Genomic DNA, 17,599 nt, shown 5'->3' with positions numbered 1-17,599 from the left:
TCTCTCCTTGCCCGTCATCGCAGCTGCGCTGCCGGCTCTTCCTCGAGCAGCAGCTGGTTGCCTTGCTGGCTGATCACGGCCGGCACGCGGGTGATGCCAAATCGCTGCGTGAGGCGCCCCTGCTGATCGAAAAACACCTGGCGCTTCCACGACTTCGTCAGATCGAACCAGGAGCCGCCCGTGAGAATCGGCTTGACGGCGGTTCCGTCGCGGCTGGCCAGCGCCTGAACCGCCTTCACCTGCGCCGGATCGCGACCGTCGAAAAAGACCAGGCGCTCGTGCAGCGTCACGACGTCGAGCGGATTGATCCGCGTACCGGCAGGGACGATCACGGCGCCCTCGTCGTTCGTGATGGGCTTGGCGTAGGTCACGGTCGGATCGATCAACCGGCTCGCGTATTCGGTGACGGTGGACAGGCCTGGCACGGCTGGCAGGTCCTTGATGTCACGTAGAGCGCGCTGGCGCGCCCGCGCGTCGATCGCGGCGAGGCCGCCGTTGGCCTGCATCTCGAGCAGGCGGTGCTTGAGCATGGCGATCGCGTCGTGCTCAGCGATCGGATAGGTCGGCCCGACCACGCCCAGGTCCTCGGCGTGAGCCCCGGCCACTGCGACAACAAGCGCGACCAGGCCGAACACAATGTGGCACTTAGAAAATTTCATAGGCCTCCCCGACAATGGCGGATTGGGGCACGGTGCCGGCGATCGCATAGCGCGAATCGAGGCTGTTAGGGTTGGGCGTGGCTACGAAGTAGTGCCCGGGCGGGATCACGCCAGGTGCGGTCGGAAACAGCGGCAGGCCCGCCAACGAAAGCGGTTTGGCGTAGCCGATATAGGTCTGATTGACCCACACCTCTCGCCCGACGACACGAACGACATCGCCTGGCACGCCGGCGACGTGCTTGATGAACGTGAGGCCAGCTGGATAGGTGGCGCCGCCATGCCAACGGAACGCGATCGTGTCGCCGACGGTCGGCTGGAACACGCGCTTGCGGATGAAATACAGCGTCCCCGGGAGGCTCGTCGACATGTTGAACGTCAGCCCATACCAAGGCGTGAGGCTCCAGGCGATCGCGGCCGCGAGCGACAGCGCAAGCATCGACCGGACGAACCGGCGATACCGCGCGAGTCGCGTGGCGTAGGCGACGAGGACGATCACTTCGCGATCCCCCGCGACACCTGGTCGGTCAGGTCCGGCGCGGCGCCGGCCAGCACGGCGGCCTTGTTCACCACCACGCAGCCGCACTCGGCACCGAGCTGGTCCAGCGCGGCGGACAGGCGCTTGGCATAGTCGCCGGCATGCTGGGTCGCCTTGTTCTTCGCGTCGTCGGTCATGTGGACCGGGTCGCCGTTGTTGAAGGTCTTCAGCAGGGCTTCTTGCTCGTCGCTGATGAGCTTCTGCACGTCGACTACCACGACAGGGGCGGTTTGGTGATGGCTCGTCCAGGCGAAGCCGAGGATGCCGCCGAGCACGAGCGAAGTGCCCACGGAAATGATGCCGGTCAAAACCAGGTCGTGGCGCATGATCAGTTCCGTTTGGATTCGATGAAGGCGCGAATCGCGTCCTCGGTGGACATGCCACCCGCGCGAAGTCGCTGCATGAACTCGAAGGCAGGCCCTTTGGTCGTCGCCATGGCCAGGGTGAATTCGTCGGGAATGTGGCGAAGCAGGTGCGTGCCGCCGTTCGGATCAACGAGAACGAACTCGCTGTATCGCCCGGGCACTGGCGCCAGCGACAAGAGCATGCGCTTGAGGCCGGGAGACAGATTCATCACCTCGCCGTTCGAGATCTTGTTAATCGTGTCCTTGCTCTGCATGAGGTGATACTTCCAAGCGGAATTGCCGAATGCCGCCTGCGTCGCCTTGTTCATACCGGCGTCGTCGATCCCCTGCGTCGCGAAGAAGAAGCTGCCCTCGTACTTGCGAGCGCGGCGATAGCCCTCTTCCATGAAGTCGGCCGTCTCCTGGTCGTCACCGACGATTTGCCAGCCCTCGTCGGTCAGGAAGAGCTTCGGCCGAGATCGGTCGAAGCGATACATCTCGTTGGTCACCTGATTGGTGAAGCCGAGCAAGATCACGGTACGCAGCTGGGGATCGCTATTGAGGTGCTCGAGTTCAAGTCCTACGACTTCGTTGTCGAGGCGCACGTTGGTCTTGCCGTTCACGTACCGACCGTAGACGCCGTCCTCACAAAAAGGCTCAAGGCGAACCGCAAGCTCGTAGGCAACCCGCTCAGGTAGCTGGTTCTGATCCTTCAACGCCATGAGAGCCGCGCGGACCCGCGTGGGGCTACCATCCTGCCCATAGTCATTCCAGACCTGACGAACAGCAATGTCTAGCAGTGCGCCCTCGAATGGCTCGATCGGCGCATTAGGCGACACCATCCGCGCGATAATCGGCCGAATGAATTTGACCTCGCTGTCGATCCCGTTCTCGGCATCCAGACCCGCCGTTGAGAATGCGTTGATGACGATCCCCGAACCCGGCTTGAAGTCGATGTACTGTCCGCCGGCCATGTCGATCTGCTTCTCGTAGGAGTAGCCAACATCGCAAATTCGGATGATCCCGCCGACTGACCGGTAGGCGGAGATGATGTCGTTCATCAGAACCGATTTGCCGGCGCCCGACGTCCCGTCGACAAAACCGTTGTAATTGGTCGAGCTGGCATAGGGATCGACTAAGGTAGGCGTACCCCGCCGGCCGAAGAACAACAGGCTGGCTCGCCCGTCGGTGCCGCCCCATTCCCCGAGTACCGGTGCCATGTCCGTCGCATTGACGGTTGTCTTGGTCGTGATCAGGCGAAATTTCTTGAGGTCGTCGCGTAGGTCGCTCGTGAGCATCATCGGCATGGCCGCGAGGAACGTCGTGAGCTGCTGCGTCAACATCGGGAACAGTTTGCTGAAGCGCTCGGACCGCCAGATGCCCTCGGCCGCTGCGACGCATCGCCCCATCTGCTTCGGCGGGGCGAAGAGCGTCAACGTGTGATACATCTCGCACATCGAGCCGCCCATCTGCAGCTGCATGTTGACGGCCTTCCAATCACGGTTCTGTAGCGCGAGCTCCGGCTGCATCTGAGCGATCTTGGATGCCGCGTTCTGTGTCGCTCGCGCACCGCGGATCGCGGCGCGCGTCTCCATGGCGGTCTGATCCACGATCATCACGCCACAGGTAATCAGATAGGGACAGGGGTATTGATGGACATCGTTGAACAGCGAGCCGATGATGTTGTTCATCTCCCAGAGTTCCTTGTGCTCCGGATACTTCTGAACCCCAAAGCTACGCACGGCGATGCGCTCGTCATCTTCGCCTGGCTCCTCGGGCGGCACGCCGAACAGCAGTTGCTTCGCGCGAACCCGTGCGTGGTGACCGAAGGCCGTGAGCTGGTCACGGATGGGTCGATCGTCGCTATACGTCTGCTCGAGGATGTCGGCACCGTTGCCGAAGAACGACTCCGGATTCAGGATCGGCCAGAGAAAGCGGATGAGATCGTTTGGCTCGGCGGTTCGGCTCGCGAGACTCGCGGCGCGCAGGGTGGCGATCACCACCTCCCGTAGGTTCTGAAACTCCTCGCGCAGCTTCACGTCGTCGGACGATCCCTTGCGCACGATCGACAACATCAGCCGCTTTTCCGTGATCGTGTAGTTCTGGCCCGGGAACAGCGGCTTGCCGAGCTTCGAGCGGACGGACGCGATGCGGCGCTTGGCCTGCTCAAGGTAGAACAGCGGCACGCGTCCGGTATTGGCATGCTGTTCGCGCAGATCGATGTAAGCGTTCAGCGTCTCTTCGACGATGGGATCAGCCAGCAGCATCCACTGAACGCCACAGCCGGCCGGGACCGAGTCATAGAGGCCAAGCAGGTTCGCCGCCAACTGCGCGTCGGCACCGGTCTGCGGTGCGACGGCGAGCACAAACCCCACTGAATCCGTGTTGTAGTAGAGCCCGGTCGTCTCGTCGTACTGGTCATAGGGCAGCAACTGGTGGAGCCCGACCGTCTCGACGAGGCGCTGCTGCGCCGCCGTTGGCGCCGGCGGGCCGAGATCATCCTCCGTGCCCAGGATGGCCTCGGTAAGCGCAGTTCGGGCGAGCTTCTTCGCGTCGTCGATCCAGGTTTGCAAGGTCGTCATGGCCGGCTCCGCAATCAGCGATCGGCGATGCCGGGCATCGTCGCAGCACGATCGACGGCGCCGCCCGGCGTGAGGATGCCTTGCATGACGCGATCGGCATTGGACGCCGCAGAGGGCAGGGAGTCCGCGCTGGCCCCCGTGTTGGACGCCTTGCCATCGCTGCCAGCCGGCGCAGGGACCGCGATCGGCGGCATCACGGGCCGGAAAGCGGCGCGGATGCGCTCCTGGTTGTGCGCGATCGACCAGTGGCCGGAATCCACGATCAGGTAGACGTATTCTTGGTCATGGAGGTCCGCATCCGCGTCTTGCCAGGGCGCGAACCAGATCCGCATCTCGCGGGACGCCGTGCGCACCGGCGCGCCGCTGTCGAGCGCACGCGGGAGAATGCCCATGGGAGCGGCGCCGGCCGCGGCCAGCGTGCCGCGCGGCGCGCCCGATGTGCTGTGCCCAGCGTCGACGTCCTTCGCGTAGCTGCCGAGCGTCACATTCGTGGTCGCGCCCGAGCCGGTATGGACGCGCTGCTCCGGCAGGTTGTGGGCCATCGCGTTGGCGTAGATGCCCGACATGCTGTTGCAGAGAACGCCTTCGGGCGCCTTGCAAGCGAACGAGGAACTGGCGTCGTATCCGCTGAAACTGCATGCGGTCAACGAGAGGAGGGCGGTGGACGCCACGAAAATGGTGCGGCTCATCATGGTTACTTCGCTCCCAGCCATTGGTCGATCGCCTCGGCGCTGGCCGCGCCCGGCATCACGCGCCCGTCCTCGCTCACCAGCGCCGGGGTGCCGGCGATGCCGAGGCTCGCGGCGAGCGCCTCGTTCGCGTCGATCGGGTTCGCACACGAGACCAACTTCGGCTCGGTGCGACTCGGCGCTGGGACGCCGCCAGTTGCCGCTGGCGACGCGCCTTGGTCACGCATCCAGCGCGACAGAGCGAGCGGCATCCAGGCCCGCCAGGCGCCCAGGCGGTCCTCGGCGCACCAGATGGCAATCGCATGGGCGCGCGCGCGGGGGTGAATCGACTCCAGCGGGTACATGAACCGATAGATCGTCACGTCCTTGAGCTTGGCCAGGTCGGACTCCAACACGAGGCAGTAAGGGCAGTCCGGATCGTCGAAGATGGCGAGCTTGCGGCGCCCGCTGCCGTGCACCTCGACAAACGCGTCCTGCAGCCGGTCGGCCGGGAAGCGCACCTTTTGCAGGGCTTGTTCGAGCGGGACGGTCAGGTCTTGCTGGGTCACCATGTCAAACAGGTGACCGAAGAGGAAATAGCGGCCGGTCACGTCGGTGTACGCGACCTTGTTGCCCATCACGACCTCGTAGATGCCGGCCGACGGGGTGGCGGCCACCTCACGGAACTGGGTTGCCGGATAACGCGCATGCAGCGATGCCTTGAGGGCGGCGACGCCCGGATCCAGGTTCGGATCCGCAGGATCGACCGGCGTGGCCCCGGTGGCGGCCGGCGCAACGGTGCGCGCGGCCGGCGTCGAGCTCGGCGCAACGGTCGCCGACGAACCGTGTTGAGACTCGGGCAAAGCGCACGCACTGGCGAGCAGCGCGACGAGCAGCCCGGAGAGGATCACCTTGATCATGAGCCGTCCTGGAAAGAAGAAGAGGCGGAGTCGCCTGCCGCTTGTCTGAAAGCGGAAATGAGGTCGCGGGTCAGCGCCGCCTTGCCTGCGCCGACCGCACCGCCCACGAAAACGTTGCCAAACTGGCGCCCATCGCCAGGAGCCGGCGTCGGTACAGAATCCGGATGGGATGCCTGACTCATGCCTTTACCCCTGCCCGCAGGTTCATCCCCTGGTCGGACGACTGCTCACGCCAAAGTCGGTGCGACCGCGCCAGGACCGACCGGCACGCGACCATGAGCGTCCCGTTGTCGTCCCGGTGCTCGACCTCATTGGCGTCAGCCCACGCACGCACGGTCTCTAGCTCGACACCAATCTGGAATGCGGCCCGACCGGCGGTAAGCCATTCGGTGCTGGCGGCAGAACCAGACGCCCCTAACACCGCGGCCTCGGGCGCCGAGCCGGCGGGCTGAGCAGCCCGAATCACGATCTCCACCTGCTCCCAGAGCAGTGGCTTGCACCGGCGTGTCAGCTCGTTCGGAAAACCGGAGACGCGGATGGTCGACGCCGGCATCTTGATCTCGAGCTGCCCGGCAATATGGCGATCGCTGGAGACGGTGGTGAGCTCGCCGGCGGCGACCGCCTGGTCGACGGCTTCCGCCAACGGAGCGATAGACGCGCTGAGATACCAGTGCATCATCGCGAGAACGCCGACGTCGAGCGGATCGCCCTTGCCTACATGCGCATGCAGCCCCGCCGACAACTCGCCAGCGGGAGCGCTCCACCAGCCGGCGCGCCCGGCGGCCCGGGCCATCGCCATCTTCGTCTTCATCGCTCGATTGAATCCGTCCAGCGCTGCGTCGTCGAATGCAGCCGCATCGATGTCTCTCCGCGCATCCGGCTGTGGCACGCTCGAAGCGTCGCTCGTCACATCGAGCAGCTGGGCGGCATGCTCGAGGAACTGCATAAAGCCCGACTGGAATGCGGCATTGCCGCCGAATCGATCCTTTGCGGTGCGCGCGAAACCCAGGATCTGCTGGGCAACCAGAGAGCTTGCACCGAGCCATCCGGCGAACGCCCTGCGCATGTCAACCTGTTGATAGTCGCCGTCCTCGCCACGGGCAAACGACGCCTCAGTGCCTGCTTCGTCTGCACACCGCTTCATGGCAGCTTCGAAAGCCGCGACCGTTGCGATCTTCGCTTCGTCATTCATCGGAATAGCCTCCATCGGTTGCACGGCGATCGTTGGCGAGACCGTCGTTGATGTCGCTGACATCGGAGAGGGCGCCGTTGTATTCGGCCCCCTTGGACACGGCGAACTCGACCACCCGGCCGCCGTCCGTTTCGATGACCGGGAAAAGTTTCTCGGCCGCGCGGATGTAATACTGTTTGAGGGAATCGGCGCCGCCGGAGACGCCGCTGCCGATCGCAGCACGTCCGATCTGGCTCGGGTTGATGATTGACGTGGCGCCGAGCGCAGTGGTATTGAGCGTGCTGGCCGACTGGTTGAAGGCCGTGCCAATGCCGGAAGCGATGCCGGCGAGAACCGACATGGCGAGGGCTGAACCTGACTTCGATACGAGACGGCCACGCACGCCTTCCTTGCCGTCCTCGCCGATGACGTTGCCCTTGATCTCCATTTCGACCGTGCGCCCGTTACGGAGAATGCAGACGAGGGTTTCCCCTTTCATCATGGTCCGCTCGCTCGACACATCACCGTATGCAGAGGTGAGAATCCGGCAGGCGGTGATGTCCAGTTGTCGCGCGTTCGGCAGATTGGCCGGATCGAGAACCTGCAGATAGACATGCAACGGATCGTGCTGCGCCTCTCCACCGGTCGGCGCGTCAACGCCGTTCAGCATGAATGCGCGCACGAACGACGTGGCGGGGATGAAGGTCACACCCTTCTTTCCCTTGTTGTTGAGGCACTCCTGCTGCGCCGCCTTCGCTTGATCCAACGGCAGCGCGGAGAAGCGCGGGTCGACGCAGCCGGTGTCGCCGGCGCTCGGCGTGTCGAAATTGATGATGTCCAGCCTCGGCGGCGCCGCCACCGTGGCGGCAGCTCCGGCTTTGCCGGCCTGGCCGAACGGCGGATTCAGAATCGCGCCTTGTTTCGCCGGCGTGCCGTTCAGGGGGATGGGCTTGTCGAGGAGGGCGCGGTCGCCAGAGGCCGCCGATGACGCCACCGGCGCGCTCGCAGGCGCGTTCTTCATCGCGTCGATTCGCTTCGCGAGATCGGCCTGGCCGTCCTTCAGGGCCTTCAGTTGCGACAGCGCGTCAGCGTTTCCATTCTTTGCGTCGGCGATATCCCGGGTCATGACGGCCAGCTGCGCCTCCGAATGGGCGCGCCACGCGTTCTTGTCGTTCTGGTCTCCCAGGCTGGTGAACGGAAGCTTGACGGTCGACTGGCGGGTCGTAGGGCCGCCCTGGGTGAAGAAGAACCCGACGGCGAGCAACACGATCAGCACGCCGAACGCCACCATCGTCACAGCCCGTTGGCGCTTCTTGGTCGCTTGATTGACGTCACTCATGGTCGCCTCGCTCACGGACGACATAGACGATCGTGCTGGCACCCGCTGGCAGGTTGGCGTTCTCGAGCGCGATGGCCAGGACACCCGGCGCGTACAGTTCACGCTCGTCGATGGCCATGTCGGCGTGGGACGTGTTCGACAGCGTATAGGTCTCGCCGACGAAATCGCCGTCGCTGTACTGGCGCACGAGCGTCAGCACCGCTTCTTTCCAGAGCGGCACGACGGTGTCGACGGAGGTATAGGAGAGCTGCGGCGCGCCCTGGCCGCCGGCCATCGCCAACATCAGCAGCTTGACGCGTCGCTGGAATGCCGATGCGCGCAGGGTTTGCGTGCCTTGCGCAGCCGGCGGCTCGATCCGAACATCTTCTGCCGGGCGCGGGCCCGGCACGAGCGTCAGGCGATACGTGGTGCCGGCATCATCGGTCACGAACACGGTGATCGATTCGTTCAGCGCGGTGGGGTTCGCCGGGAGGAGCCACAGCTTGCCGCCGTCCTTGGTCCACGAGACAGAACCCGGCACGGCGGGCACGATCTGGGAGAACTTGCGGCCGCCCGACATCGACAGGAGGTTGTATTCGGCGGCGGAAATGGAAACCTGCTGGGGTTGGCGATCGGCGCCTTTGACCACCTGGATCGCCTGTGCGCTGCCCGCGAGCCAGAGCAGCGCGGCCCCCGCTGCAAGCCGCGGGATCAGCGAACGGGGTACGCGCCCGGCCGAGCGACGTCGTTCGAAGGGCTGTTTCATGATGCGGGGGACTCCGTGGGAATCAGCGGCTCGATGCCTTGCTTGCCGCGGGGTGCTTCTCGAATGTCGAGCAGCACCAGGCGGCCGAAGAGGGTGATACCGAAATAGACCTCGAAGGTCTTCTGCTCCGAGCTCGTGCGCTTGCCGGAGATGTAGGTGCTCAACTTGCCGGTGACCTTCACCGACTTGTTGCGAAAGTCGACCTCGCCAGCTCCGATCGGCTCGAACACGTCCGTTACGCCGTCGTGCTTGATCTGCAACGCGTCAGCATCCCATTCGGTCTTGAGGGCCGCACGGCGGTCGTCGTCCACCATGGAGAGGAGGATGCGCACGTTGTTGTCGACGGTGCTGGGCGTCACGTTCTTGGCGAGCGAGAGCACATAGGTCGCCTGGTCCGCCAGATATTGATCATTGGCATACCGCGCGCCGATGATGTACGTGCCTCGCACAGCAGGCGGCATGATCACGACGCGCTGCGTGACCACCAGCCATGCGCAGGTGAGCGCCAAGACGACGCTGGCGGTGCCATTGCCCAGCAACAGCTTCTTCAGGAAACGGTTCTCGGCGCGCAGGGCATCGCGGGATTGGGCGGCGTTTGTCGGATTCATCGGGTCACCCGTTCAATTCGCGAATGTCCGAAGGGGGCAGCTTCTTCAGCCCAATCACCCCCAACACCCAGTACACGACGTGTGTGGCCATGCCGGGATGCTGGCCCGAGCTGAATTTCTGCCAGCCCGCAGCCAGCGCGACGCCCACGAGTAGGCCGAGGAGGGTATAGCCGAGCACCACGCCGACAATCGTGCCGCCCAACCCGATGCCCGCGACGTCCTTGCGGAAAAACAAAAACTTCTCCGGGTCGTCGAGCCGGCTTGGAATGTAGTGACTGAGATCATCCGACATCGCCGCCCCCGTTCAGATCGTCGCGGTGTAGCTGTTGTCGATGATGCCGACGATGATGCCCGCGAGAATCCCGATGCCGGACGGCATCGCAAAAGCGGCGTAGTCTTTTTTGAAGACAGCCAGCACGGTACCCCAGAGCAGGCCACCGAGAACGACAGTCTTGCCGGGATGGCCCTTTGCCCAGCCTTCCATCGTGGCGTCGGCTTGCGCGAACTCCGCACCGTCTGTCCCGAAGGCATATCGAGCGACCGTCAACAATGCGAACACGATCAACACGCCGATGACGGCGTGCAGGGTGTCTCGCACGTCCTGTTTCTGCAGCACCGCCTTGACGCGTTCCTCGAGCGCCAGGAGGTTGCTCGCGATGCGAATCTCCAGCATCTCGAGCGGATTGGTTCCAACGGTATTCATCTGGTCCTCACGCGGTTAGTAACTGGCCTTTCCGGCCAGGAGTTGTGCCCGCGCCGTTACGGGCAGCACGGGCACGGTTCGGGGGAGAGTGGTTAAAACGAACAATTCAACGTCTACTTCGTAGTCCTTACTTCTTGTAATCCTCCTTGGGCGAGTGGCGAATTTGGTCAGCTTCGAGGGTTAGCGACGCGGCAAGGGCTTGCCCTTGATCGGGCCGTCAGAAGCGCCCATGCACTGCACCGAACTGGTTGCAGGGCGGACATGACGCCCATGCCGAGCCCGCGCGCGATGCGAATGCCGCGGCTTGACAGTGGGCGCCGTCGACGCCAGGAGGGGATGGCTTTCGAAGCTTGGAGTAGCGGTAATGGGGAGACTGGGGGGGACGACCGCCGTCGGCGCCGCGATGTGCTTGATCGTCGGCTCGGGGCAGGTGGTGTCGGTGCAAAAGACGTAGCGCCCGGAACCCGGGTTGCCGATTTCGGTGACGCCGTAGTCGGGCAGGCGCGTCGATGCGAGGGCGGATTGCCCGATGAGCCCCGCGAGGATGGCGAGGGCGGTAAGCGGGAGGCGAAGACACATCATTTCTGCCCCCGGCCATCGTGGAGCGCCGCGGCGGACTGAGCGCGGTAGCCAGCGTAGGCGTGCTGCACGAGCCGAACGTAGCGTGCTTGAGCGGCCGTGTTGCGCGAGCCGGGGCCAGTGTTATAGCAGCCGACAGCAGCCCACGTGGGGCCCTTGGCGCGAATGCAGTTCGCGAGTACCCAGGCGCTCAGGCGCAGATTGATGCAGGGGTCGAGGAGATCACGCTGGGTCACGCCGTAGCTGACGAGCTCGGGGAGGTGAACATCGTTGATCTGAGCAGCGCCCCAAGCTCGATGGCCGTCCGCCAGACGCGGGCCGACTGCGCCCGGCTGGCCGTGCGACTCCACCCAGGTGATGGCGCGCAGCAGATCGGGATCCAGCTGGTAGAGCGCAGCCGCCTCAGTGAACACGTTGCCGGTGCAAGCGTCCGCACTGGCCGGCGAGGCGATGGTCATCGTGATTGCTGCGACAGCCGCCGAGGCGATGTAGCGAAACAGGCCGGATAGCGCGGCCGGACGCATCGAATAAAAAAAGTAGCGTACCTGGTCGACCCGATACGCTACGAGTCCACCTGCGGTCGAGGCACTGAGAGAGTTGCTACGCAGGCGGGGCACGAGTGAGAGAGGCTCGCACCGGAAAAGCGTTGTATCGAAAAAGAGGTTTGTTTCCGAACGGAAAGGAGAGACCGAGCGCGCAACGACACCCGTGGCGCGGCAAGCCGATATTGATAATTGGAAATATGGGCGTACGCCCACTACCTGTTGGTCCGCACGACGCGCTACTACCCGTAACACGCTCGGGTTAAACAGGGTCGCGTCTAATTCGTCAAGCCCAAAGGATTGACGTACAATGTCCGTAGCCACGAGTGGTCTCTCTCAGCTTTAGCCAGCTATGCTGCTTGTGGTCAGATCGATTTGGGTGCGTCAACACCCAAATCGATCGATTTACTAATGCTCTTGTCGTAGAACGATATTGTCGATTTCTACGACAAACCCCTTCCTTGCACCACAATTTTCAAGTGCAAAGAGAATCGCATCCTCGAAGTGCCGCCACGTCTTCGGGGTCGAGCGCTTCGTTTCCACGTCGACCAACTTCCCTGACTCCATCAGCAAGCTCATCTGCCAGCTTTTCAACGGACCCAGGAAGATCTTCACATCATATGATTCGTTTGCGTCGTTCCGGCGCAGCTCCGCCACCGTGATACCCATAGCTGTTTTGGCCTTTCTTTTGGTCAAAACAGCCTTTCTCCAACGATGTGCAGATCCTCGCAAGCTCAATTTCCCAATTTTCGATTTCCGGGAAACGGGATTTCGAATTTTGATCGTACCTATCCGTCGTCAGACTGTCAACACCTGTCGCTCTGCAGCCGGGGAGCCGGTGTGTCGTTGCGCCTTCGTCACCAACAACTTGCAACGTTTCGATCTCGGCATTTTTTGCCGAAACAGATCGCTGGGTGGGGTGGCCGGAAGCTCAACCCATCCAACTCTCTGCGGTGTGTCCACGATGTTACGGCCGAGTTTAGAAATGTAAAAGTCGCCTTTTCCAACACCGCTGTGAGTTTTTCTAACACCCGGCATGAATGATTGGTCTCCAAATCAAGCCAGACTGGCTTATCGCAAAAAAATTTGCGTTAGAAATACTTACACACGTTTAGCCTCCCTACGCCCGACGCGAGGGTGGGCTTCACGGAGCCTTGCAGGTAAAACATACTGTCTCTGACCGATTAGATTTTGGACAGCTCTGAAGCGCGATCTCGATACATGAGGACCTGATTCAACGAGGTCGCGGCCACCATCGCACCTGACGCGGCGAAAGATCGGCTGGCTTGGCGGTCTACAATCGCAATCATGCTTTTGAAGTATTCGGTCCGAAGAGCCGTTTCAACTGCAACCTGGCGTGCTGCGAAAGAATAGGTCGTCACCAAATCGAGTGCATGTTGTGCCTGCGATGAATCGCATCCCTCGTCGCGCGCAGCTTGCAATCTCATTTTCAGAACGGCTACGTATCTCTCTATTTGAGATGTGGCCTCCTCTATTTGTTCGACGATAGTCTGCAGGTGGATGGAAAGCCCCACGTAATCAGGCCGGGGTGTAGACAACCAGCTCAAGATGAGTTCCTCCCGAAACAACAGGTTGCCATCGACGTACCGCATATGCGGAGTTATCGGAATCTCTTTCATGCCATTATTGTTCCTGCTGAACCTTCGCTTTCTATTTGACCGATGTCTCAATGATTTGCATGTGCCACATTCGCTTACTCGTCAGGATCCCGTATTGAACAAATCGTAACGAACCACTCGCTAAATGCCCTGGTTGATGTACTACTTTCTTTATCCCAAATTGCGTAGTATCCCTGATCATCTCGATTAGAAATTTCTGAGAGAACCACTAGGTCTCCGCTCGCGATTTCCCTTCGGAACACCTCAACTGGGCAAAGGGCAACGCCATGGCCGGCCGTCATCGCTGACGCGAGAAAATTGAAATCCTGGTATACAGGTCCGTGAGACAATCCCTCAGGACGATAACCCGCGCGCTCGAACCAGTCCTCCCACGCAGAGACGACCTCATCATGAAGCAGCACGGCTCCATTGAGTCGGTCGTCACAGCGGCTATTTTTCAGATACGACGGGCTAGCTACTGGCTTGTTGACGCGTGAAAACACAAGGGAGAACTCGTATTCGTCCGTCGGCTTCGCCTGGTGAGTGATCAACACATCGTGTCGCTCCGAGTCGAACTGATCGAACGCGCTAGCGTAGGAAACTTCAATCGAGACGTCGGGATATAGGGCTGCGAACGATGGCAGAGCGGGAATTAGCCAGCGGGTCGCTATTGATGGGATACAGGCGACAGCGACAGTATTGCGGTCCTGGTTGGCATTGAGGGCCATCGACGAAGCCGATATGGACAGCAGGGCCGGCCGCACGGCCTTGAGAAATTGTTCGCCAGCGGGCGTGAGGCGGGCCCCACGGCCGCTCCGCTCGAATAAGCGCCGGCCGAACCAGCCTTCCAACTTTTTTATCTGCCCGCTTATTGCGACATGAGTAACGTGCAATTCTTCGCCCGCGCGCGAAAGGCTTTGCAGGCGAGCCGTAGCTTCGAAAGCGCGCAACGCGTTGAGTGGTGGGAGGATCATCGTAAATTGCTCGAGAGGGTATCAGGACAGCCCATGCCAGCAGAAAATCAACCGATATAAGCACGAGCGACGCGCTCGAAGATGCGCACCGACGTTTCGAGCTTGGATATGTCGACATACTCGTCAACCGCGCCGCTTATGCCCACCTCGCCGGGACCAATGATGACCATTGGCAAGTTGAGCGGGGGCGCGATTACGGCACCGTCCGAGTAATAGCCTACCCCGCCTGGGCCGGGGTCGCTCACACCTTCCGCGCGACAAGCCTCGACGCACTGCACAACGAAGGGGTGCTCGTCCGGTGTATCGACAGGCAGCTTGAGATCGAGCACTTCGATCGCGATGTGGGGGCCGGCGATCGCGCGAAACGCTTCGATCACCGATTCCGGCGATTGTCCCGGCACCAGCCGCACGTCGATGTCGGCCGAGGCCTGGGCCGGGATCAGCGGCGTCGACAGGCCACCGCGAATCGTGCCGACGTTGATGGTGGGCGCACCGACATGTCGATGCGCGGGCGCCGCGAGGCGCAGGTCGTGGGCCTGGTCGAGATAGCGAGCGAGGCGCACGATGGCATTGCCGCGATCGCCGCCGCGATGTTCCGAGAAGGCGTTGTGCCCGTATTCGCCGCGCGCGGTGGCGCGGATCCACAGCGCGCCTTTCTCGGTGACAAAGGCACGATTGCCGGTCGGCTCCGAAATCAGCAGCGCGCCGACGCCGGCAAAGTGGCCGTCGGCGAGCAACCGCCGCGCGCCCAGGCAGTTCGAATTTTCGGCGGCGGAGAAGGTCAGCAGGAGATCCCCGTGGAGCCGCGCCGCATCACGCTGCAATTCGAGCGCGGCGATGGTCATGGCCGCCATGCCGCCCTTCATATCGGTCGAGCCACGGCCATGGAGGCGGCCATCCCGAATCTCGCCAGCGAAGGGATCGACGCGCCATTGTCCGGGGTCCACGCCGATCGTGTCGAAGTGCGCGGAGAAGGCGAGCGAGGGCCGGCGGCCGGCGCCGCGAATCCGCGCGACCAGGTTGGTGCGCCCCGGCGCTACTTCGTAGACGTGCGGTTCGATACCACCGGCGCGGAGCACCTCGGCAATCACGCGTGCCGCTCGTGCTTCGTTGCCAGGCGGATCGCTCGTATCCTGCGCGATCAGCGCGCGGGTCAGCTCGATGACGGTATCCATGTATCAGTCCACACCGTTCAGCAGGCGGCCGTAACCGCGAATCGGAACTTCGCGACCAGCCAGCCGGAGCGCGTGCCAGAAGGCGGCCTGGTTGCTGACGACGACCGGCAGGCCGGTTTGCGCCTCGATCTCCTCGATTACGTTCAAGGCGCGGGTGCCGGTGCAGGAAATGAAGATGGCGTCGGCGCCGGCGAGTTGCGAGGCCTGTGCGGCCTCGACGAAGAAGCGCTCCGGGATCGAGCCGATCGCGTGATCGGTGTCGTGGTCGGCAATACGTACCGAGCTCAGCTCGATGTCGGCCTCGGCGAGGAAACGCATGACGTTACGCGTCATCTGCGCCGTGTAAGGCGTGATCAGCGCGACGCGCCGTGCCTTCAACGCGCGCAGGGCGGCCACCGTGGCCGTCGCGGGATTGGTGACCGCCACCCCCGGCCGGCCGAGCCGGATGCGCTGCTCGACCTGTCGCGGCCCGATCAGCGTCGATGCCGAGGTGCAGCCGAACACGATGGCGTCCAAACGCGAATCCGGAATCAGCAGCCGCGCCGCGGCTTCCAGCCGGTCGGCCAGCGCCAGGAAGGTCCGGTCGCTGTTCGGCGTTTCCAGGTGGATGCGCGTCGAGAACACGCCGATGCCGTCGTCGGGCACCAGGCGGTGGAAGTCGCGCTCGATGACCGGATCGGTGGACAGCACGATCAGGCCGATGCGGGCGGCGGCGCCATAAGGCTCCCCGAGCTGCGTGCCGGGGGCGTGGATCACGGGTTCGATGGCATGCATGGAGAAGCCTGTTGCTCGGCGAGCCGCTGCCCGTCATGGGCGACGCGGCCGACCTAATGAATGGATTCCTGCAGGAACGAGGACACGCGCGCGTTCACGTTCTGGTACAGGGCTTTCGGCGATTCGTCGGCGACCACCCGGCCATCCTCCATGAACACGATCCGGTCCGAGATCCTGCGCGCGAAGCGCATCTCGTGCGTGATGATCAGCATCGTCATGCCGCTCTCGGCCAGGTCCTCGATGGTCCGCAGCACCTCGTTGACCAGTTCGGGATCGAGCGCCGAGGTGGGTTCGTCGAACAGCATCACGCGCGGCGTCATCGCCAGCGCCCGCGCGATTGCAACGCGTTGCTGCTGGCCGCCGGAAAGCTGGTGCGGATGCTTGCCGGCATGAGCCTGCATCCCGACCCGGCGCAGCGCGGCCATGCCCTGCGCGATCGCCGCGGCGCCGCGCGCGCGGCGGTGATAGCGCAGCGCCAGCGTCACGTTCTGCAGCACGCTCAGGTGCGGGAACAGGTTGAAGCTCTGGAACAGCATGCCGATCTCGGGAATGCGCCGGCGGAAGTCCGGTGCCAGGCGGTGCCGGCCCTGGTCCACGCCGATCCATTCCCGGCCGTCCAGACGGATCGTTCCCGCGTCGATATCCTGCAGCGCGTTGATGGTGCGAGCCAGGGTGGTCTTGCCGGAGCCCGACGGGCCGATGATCGATACCACCTCGCCCTGCCTGATCCGCAGCGAGACGTCGTGCAGTACTTGCCGCTCGCCGAACCGCTTCGAGACGCCATCGATCGAGACCAGCACCGGCGTATCGGGCGTGATCGCCCGGCGCGGCGGCATGTCGGGCCGGGCCAGGCGCGGCGCCTCGGGTTCTCCCCTCGACGTGTCCTGCCGGCGCCGGCGCGTGACGTCGAGCCGGCGCTCCAGCGCGGCGCTCAGGCCGCTGAAGACCGTGACGATCGCCACGTAGAAGGCGGCGACCACCAGCAGGGTGTCGAGTACCTTGAAATTCTGCGTATAGAGGCGCTGGCCTACCAGCAGCAGTTCGCTGAGCGAAATTACCGAGACCAGGGAAGTCAGCTTGACGATGGTGATGAATTCGTTCGCCAGGCTCGGCAGCGCGATGCGAAACGCCTGCGGCAGCACGATCAGCCGCAGGCGGCCGAGGAACCCAATGCCGAGCGCGCGGCCAGCTTCATGCTGACCGTTGGGCACGCCGAGCAGGCCGCCGCGATGGATTTCCGCGATATAGGCCGATTCGTTGGCCACCAGCGCGATCAGGCCGGCATGGAACGGATCCGACAGAAAGCCGGAGGCGGCCGGCAGCAATTGCGGAAGGTTGTAGACGAAGATCAGCAGGACCAGTAGGGGCAGGCTGCGGAAGAACCAGACATAGGTGCTCGCGGCCACGCGCAGCGGCGCCAGCCGCGACTGCTTGCCGAGTGCCAGGGCAAGCCCCAGCACCAGGCTGATGCACCAGGTCAGGACCGAGAGGGTCACGACGGTGCCGGCGGCCTGCCAGAAATCGAAATTGCCGAATAGGCCCAGCACATAGTGCCAGTCGATATCGGTCATGGGGGGCTCCTGGCTCGCGTGTTCGCCAGGCTCGAGGCCTCGCGCAATCGATCGGTGGCGAACCGGGCGAGATCCTGCCGCGCGCGGTTCG

Annotated in this window: 20 protein-coding genes; all 20 read right to left on the bottom strand. The window is 63.4% G+C overall.

The features are described 5' to 3' along the window. Positions 1-14: 14 nt before the first annotated feature. The 20 genes from traW to QZM72_RS22760 all read right to left on the bottom strand — a co-directional run bounded on the left by traW (position 15) and on the right by QZM72_RS22760 (position 17,508). A complete protein-coding gene (gene traW / locus QZM72_RS22855) occupies positions 15-659 on the bottom strand; it encodes a type-F conjugative transfer system protein TraW (protein WP_186091511.1) in 645 nt (214 codons plus the stop codon). Then, a complete protein-coding gene (locus QZM72_RS22850; protein ID WP_124076920.1) occupies positions 646-1,155 on the bottom strand; it encodes a S26 family signal peptidase in 510 nt (169 codons plus the stop codon). Before QZM72_RS22850 ends, traW begins: the two co-directional genes overlap by 14 nt. Then, positions 1,152-1,520 (bottom strand): TrbI F-type domain-containing protein, encoded by a 369-nt coding sequence (locus tag QZM72_RS22845; RefSeq protein WP_105819109.1) that lies wholly within the window; start codon positions 1,518-1,520, stop codon positions 1,152-1,154. The genes QZM72_RS22850 and QZM72_RS22845 overlap by 4 nt, the downstream gene beginning before the upstream one ends. Positions 1,521-1,522: 2 nt before the next feature. Further along, complete coding sequence (gene traC / locus QZM72_RS22840) at positions 1,523-4,120, bottom strand: type IV secretion system protein TraC (RefSeq protein ID WP_301739297.1); 2,598 nt, start codon at positions 4,118-4,120, stop codon at positions 1,523-1,525. Between the two features lie 14 nt (positions 4,121-4,134). After that, entirely contained in the window at positions 4,135-4,812 is a 678-nt protein-coding gene (traV, locus tag QZM72_RS22835) for a type IV conjugative transfer system lipoprotein TraV (protein WP_301739296.1), read from the bottom strand. A 2-nt stretch (positions 4,813-4,814) separates the two neighbouring features. Next, positions 4,815-5,708, bottom strand: coding sequence for a DsbC family protein (locus QZM72_RS22830; protein WP_124076923.1), 894 nt, complete (start codon positions 5,706-5,708; stop codon positions 4,815-4,817). Beyond that, a complete protein-coding gene (locus QZM72_RS22825) occupies positions 5,705-5,890 on the bottom strand; it encodes a hypothetical protein (protein WP_124076924.1) in 186 nt (61 codons plus the stop codon). The genes QZM72_RS22830 and QZM72_RS22825 overlap by 4 nt, the downstream gene beginning before the upstream one ends. After that, positions 5,887-6,900 (bottom strand): hypothetical protein, encoded by a 1,014-nt coding sequence (locus QZM72_RS22820; RefSeq protein WP_186091509.1) that lies wholly within the window; start codon positions 6,898-6,900, stop codon positions 5,887-5,889. Before QZM72_RS22820 ends, QZM72_RS22825 begins: the two co-directional genes overlap by 4 nt. Then, positions 6,893-8,218, bottom strand: a complete 1,326-nt coding sequence (locus QZM72_RS22815) for a TrbI/VirB10 family protein (protein ID WP_124076926.1) — start codon at positions 8,216-8,218, stop codon at positions 6,893-6,895. Before QZM72_RS22815 ends, QZM72_RS22820 begins: the two co-directional genes overlap by 8 nt. Further along, positions 8,211-8,963, bottom strand: coding sequence for a type-F conjugative transfer system secretin TraK (locus tag QZM72_RS22810; RefSeq protein WP_186026615.1), 753 nt, complete (start codon positions 8,961-8,963; stop codon positions 8,211-8,213). The genes QZM72_RS22815 and QZM72_RS22810 overlap by 8 nt, the downstream gene beginning before the upstream one ends. Next, positions 8,960-9,571, bottom strand: coding sequence for a type IV conjugative transfer system protein TraE (locus QZM72_RS22805; RefSeq protein WP_301739295.1), 612 nt, complete (start codon positions 9,569-9,571; stop codon positions 8,960-8,962). The genes QZM72_RS22810 and QZM72_RS22805 overlap by 4 nt, the downstream gene beginning before the upstream one ends. Before the next feature lie 4 nt (positions 9,572-9,575). Next, positions 9,576-9,863 carry a type IV conjugative transfer system protein TraL gene (gene traL, locus QZM72_RS22800; RefSeq protein WP_186026614.1) on the bottom strand — a complete coding sequence of 96 codons (288 nt, stop codon included), beginning with the start codon at positions 9,861-9,863 and terminating at the stop codon, positions 9,576-9,578. A 12-nt stretch (positions 9,864-9,875) separates the two neighbouring features. Further along, a complete protein-coding gene (locus QZM72_RS22795; RefSeq protein WP_103691626.1) occupies positions 9,876-10,274 on the bottom strand; it encodes a hypothetical protein in 399 nt (132 codons plus the stop codon). A gap of 578 nt (positions 10,275-10,852) precedes the next feature. After that, on the bottom strand, positions 10,853-11,311 hold the full coding sequence (locus QZM72_RS22790; RefSeq protein ID WP_186035719.1) for a lytic transglycosylase domain-containing protein: 459 nt from the start codon (positions 11,309-11,311) through the stop codon (positions 10,853-10,855). Positions 11,312-11,803: 492 nt separating this feature from the next. Next, positions 11,804-12,091 (bottom strand): hypothetical protein, encoded by a 288-nt coding sequence (locus QZM72_RS22785; protein ID WP_124077037.1) that lies wholly within the window; start codon positions 12,089-12,091, stop codon positions 11,804-11,806. A gap of 488 nt (positions 12,092-12,579) precedes the next feature. Further along, positions 12,580-13,035 carry a hypothetical protein gene (locus QZM72_RS22780; RefSeq protein ID WP_105819100.1) on the bottom strand — a complete coding sequence of 152 codons (456 nt, stop codon included), beginning with the start codon at positions 13,033-13,035 and terminating at the stop codon, positions 12,580-12,582. Between the two features lie 74 nt (positions 13,036-13,109). Further along, positions 13,110-13,988: a LysR substrate-binding domain-containing protein gene (locus tag QZM72_RS22775; protein ID WP_105819099.1), complete on the bottom strand. Its 879-nt coding sequence runs from the start codon at positions 13,986-13,988 to the stop codon at positions 13,110-13,112. Between the two features lie 47 nt (positions 13,989-14,035). Next, positions 14,036-15,163, bottom strand: a complete 1,128-nt coding sequence (locus tag QZM72_RS22770; protein WP_103691622.1) for a M20 family metallopeptidase — start codon at positions 15,161-15,163, stop codon at positions 14,036-14,038. Positions 15,164-15,166: 3 nt separating this feature from the next. After that, positions 15,167-15,937, bottom strand: coding sequence for an aspartate/glutamate racemase family protein (locus QZM72_RS22765; RefSeq protein ID WP_025099112.1), 771 nt, complete (start codon positions 15,935-15,937; stop codon positions 15,167-15,169). Positions 15,938-15,990: 53 nt separating this feature from the next. Further along, positions 15,991-17,508: an amino acid ABC transporter permease/ATP-binding protein gene (locus tag QZM72_RS22760; RefSeq protein ID WP_025099111.1), complete on the bottom strand. Its 1,518-nt coding sequence runs from the start codon at positions 17,506-17,508 to the stop codon at positions 15,991-15,993. Positions 17,509-17,599 lie beyond the last annotated feature (91 nt).

The sequence above is a fragment of the Burkholderia sp. AU45388 genome, assembly GCF_030481585.1.
GTDB lineage: Bacteria > Pseudomonadota > Gammaproteobacteria > Burkholderiales > Burkholderiaceae > Burkholderia > Burkholderia sola.
The sequence above is the reverse complement of the archived record's forward strand: the minus strand, read 5'-3'. Positions and strand labels throughout refer to the sequence as shown.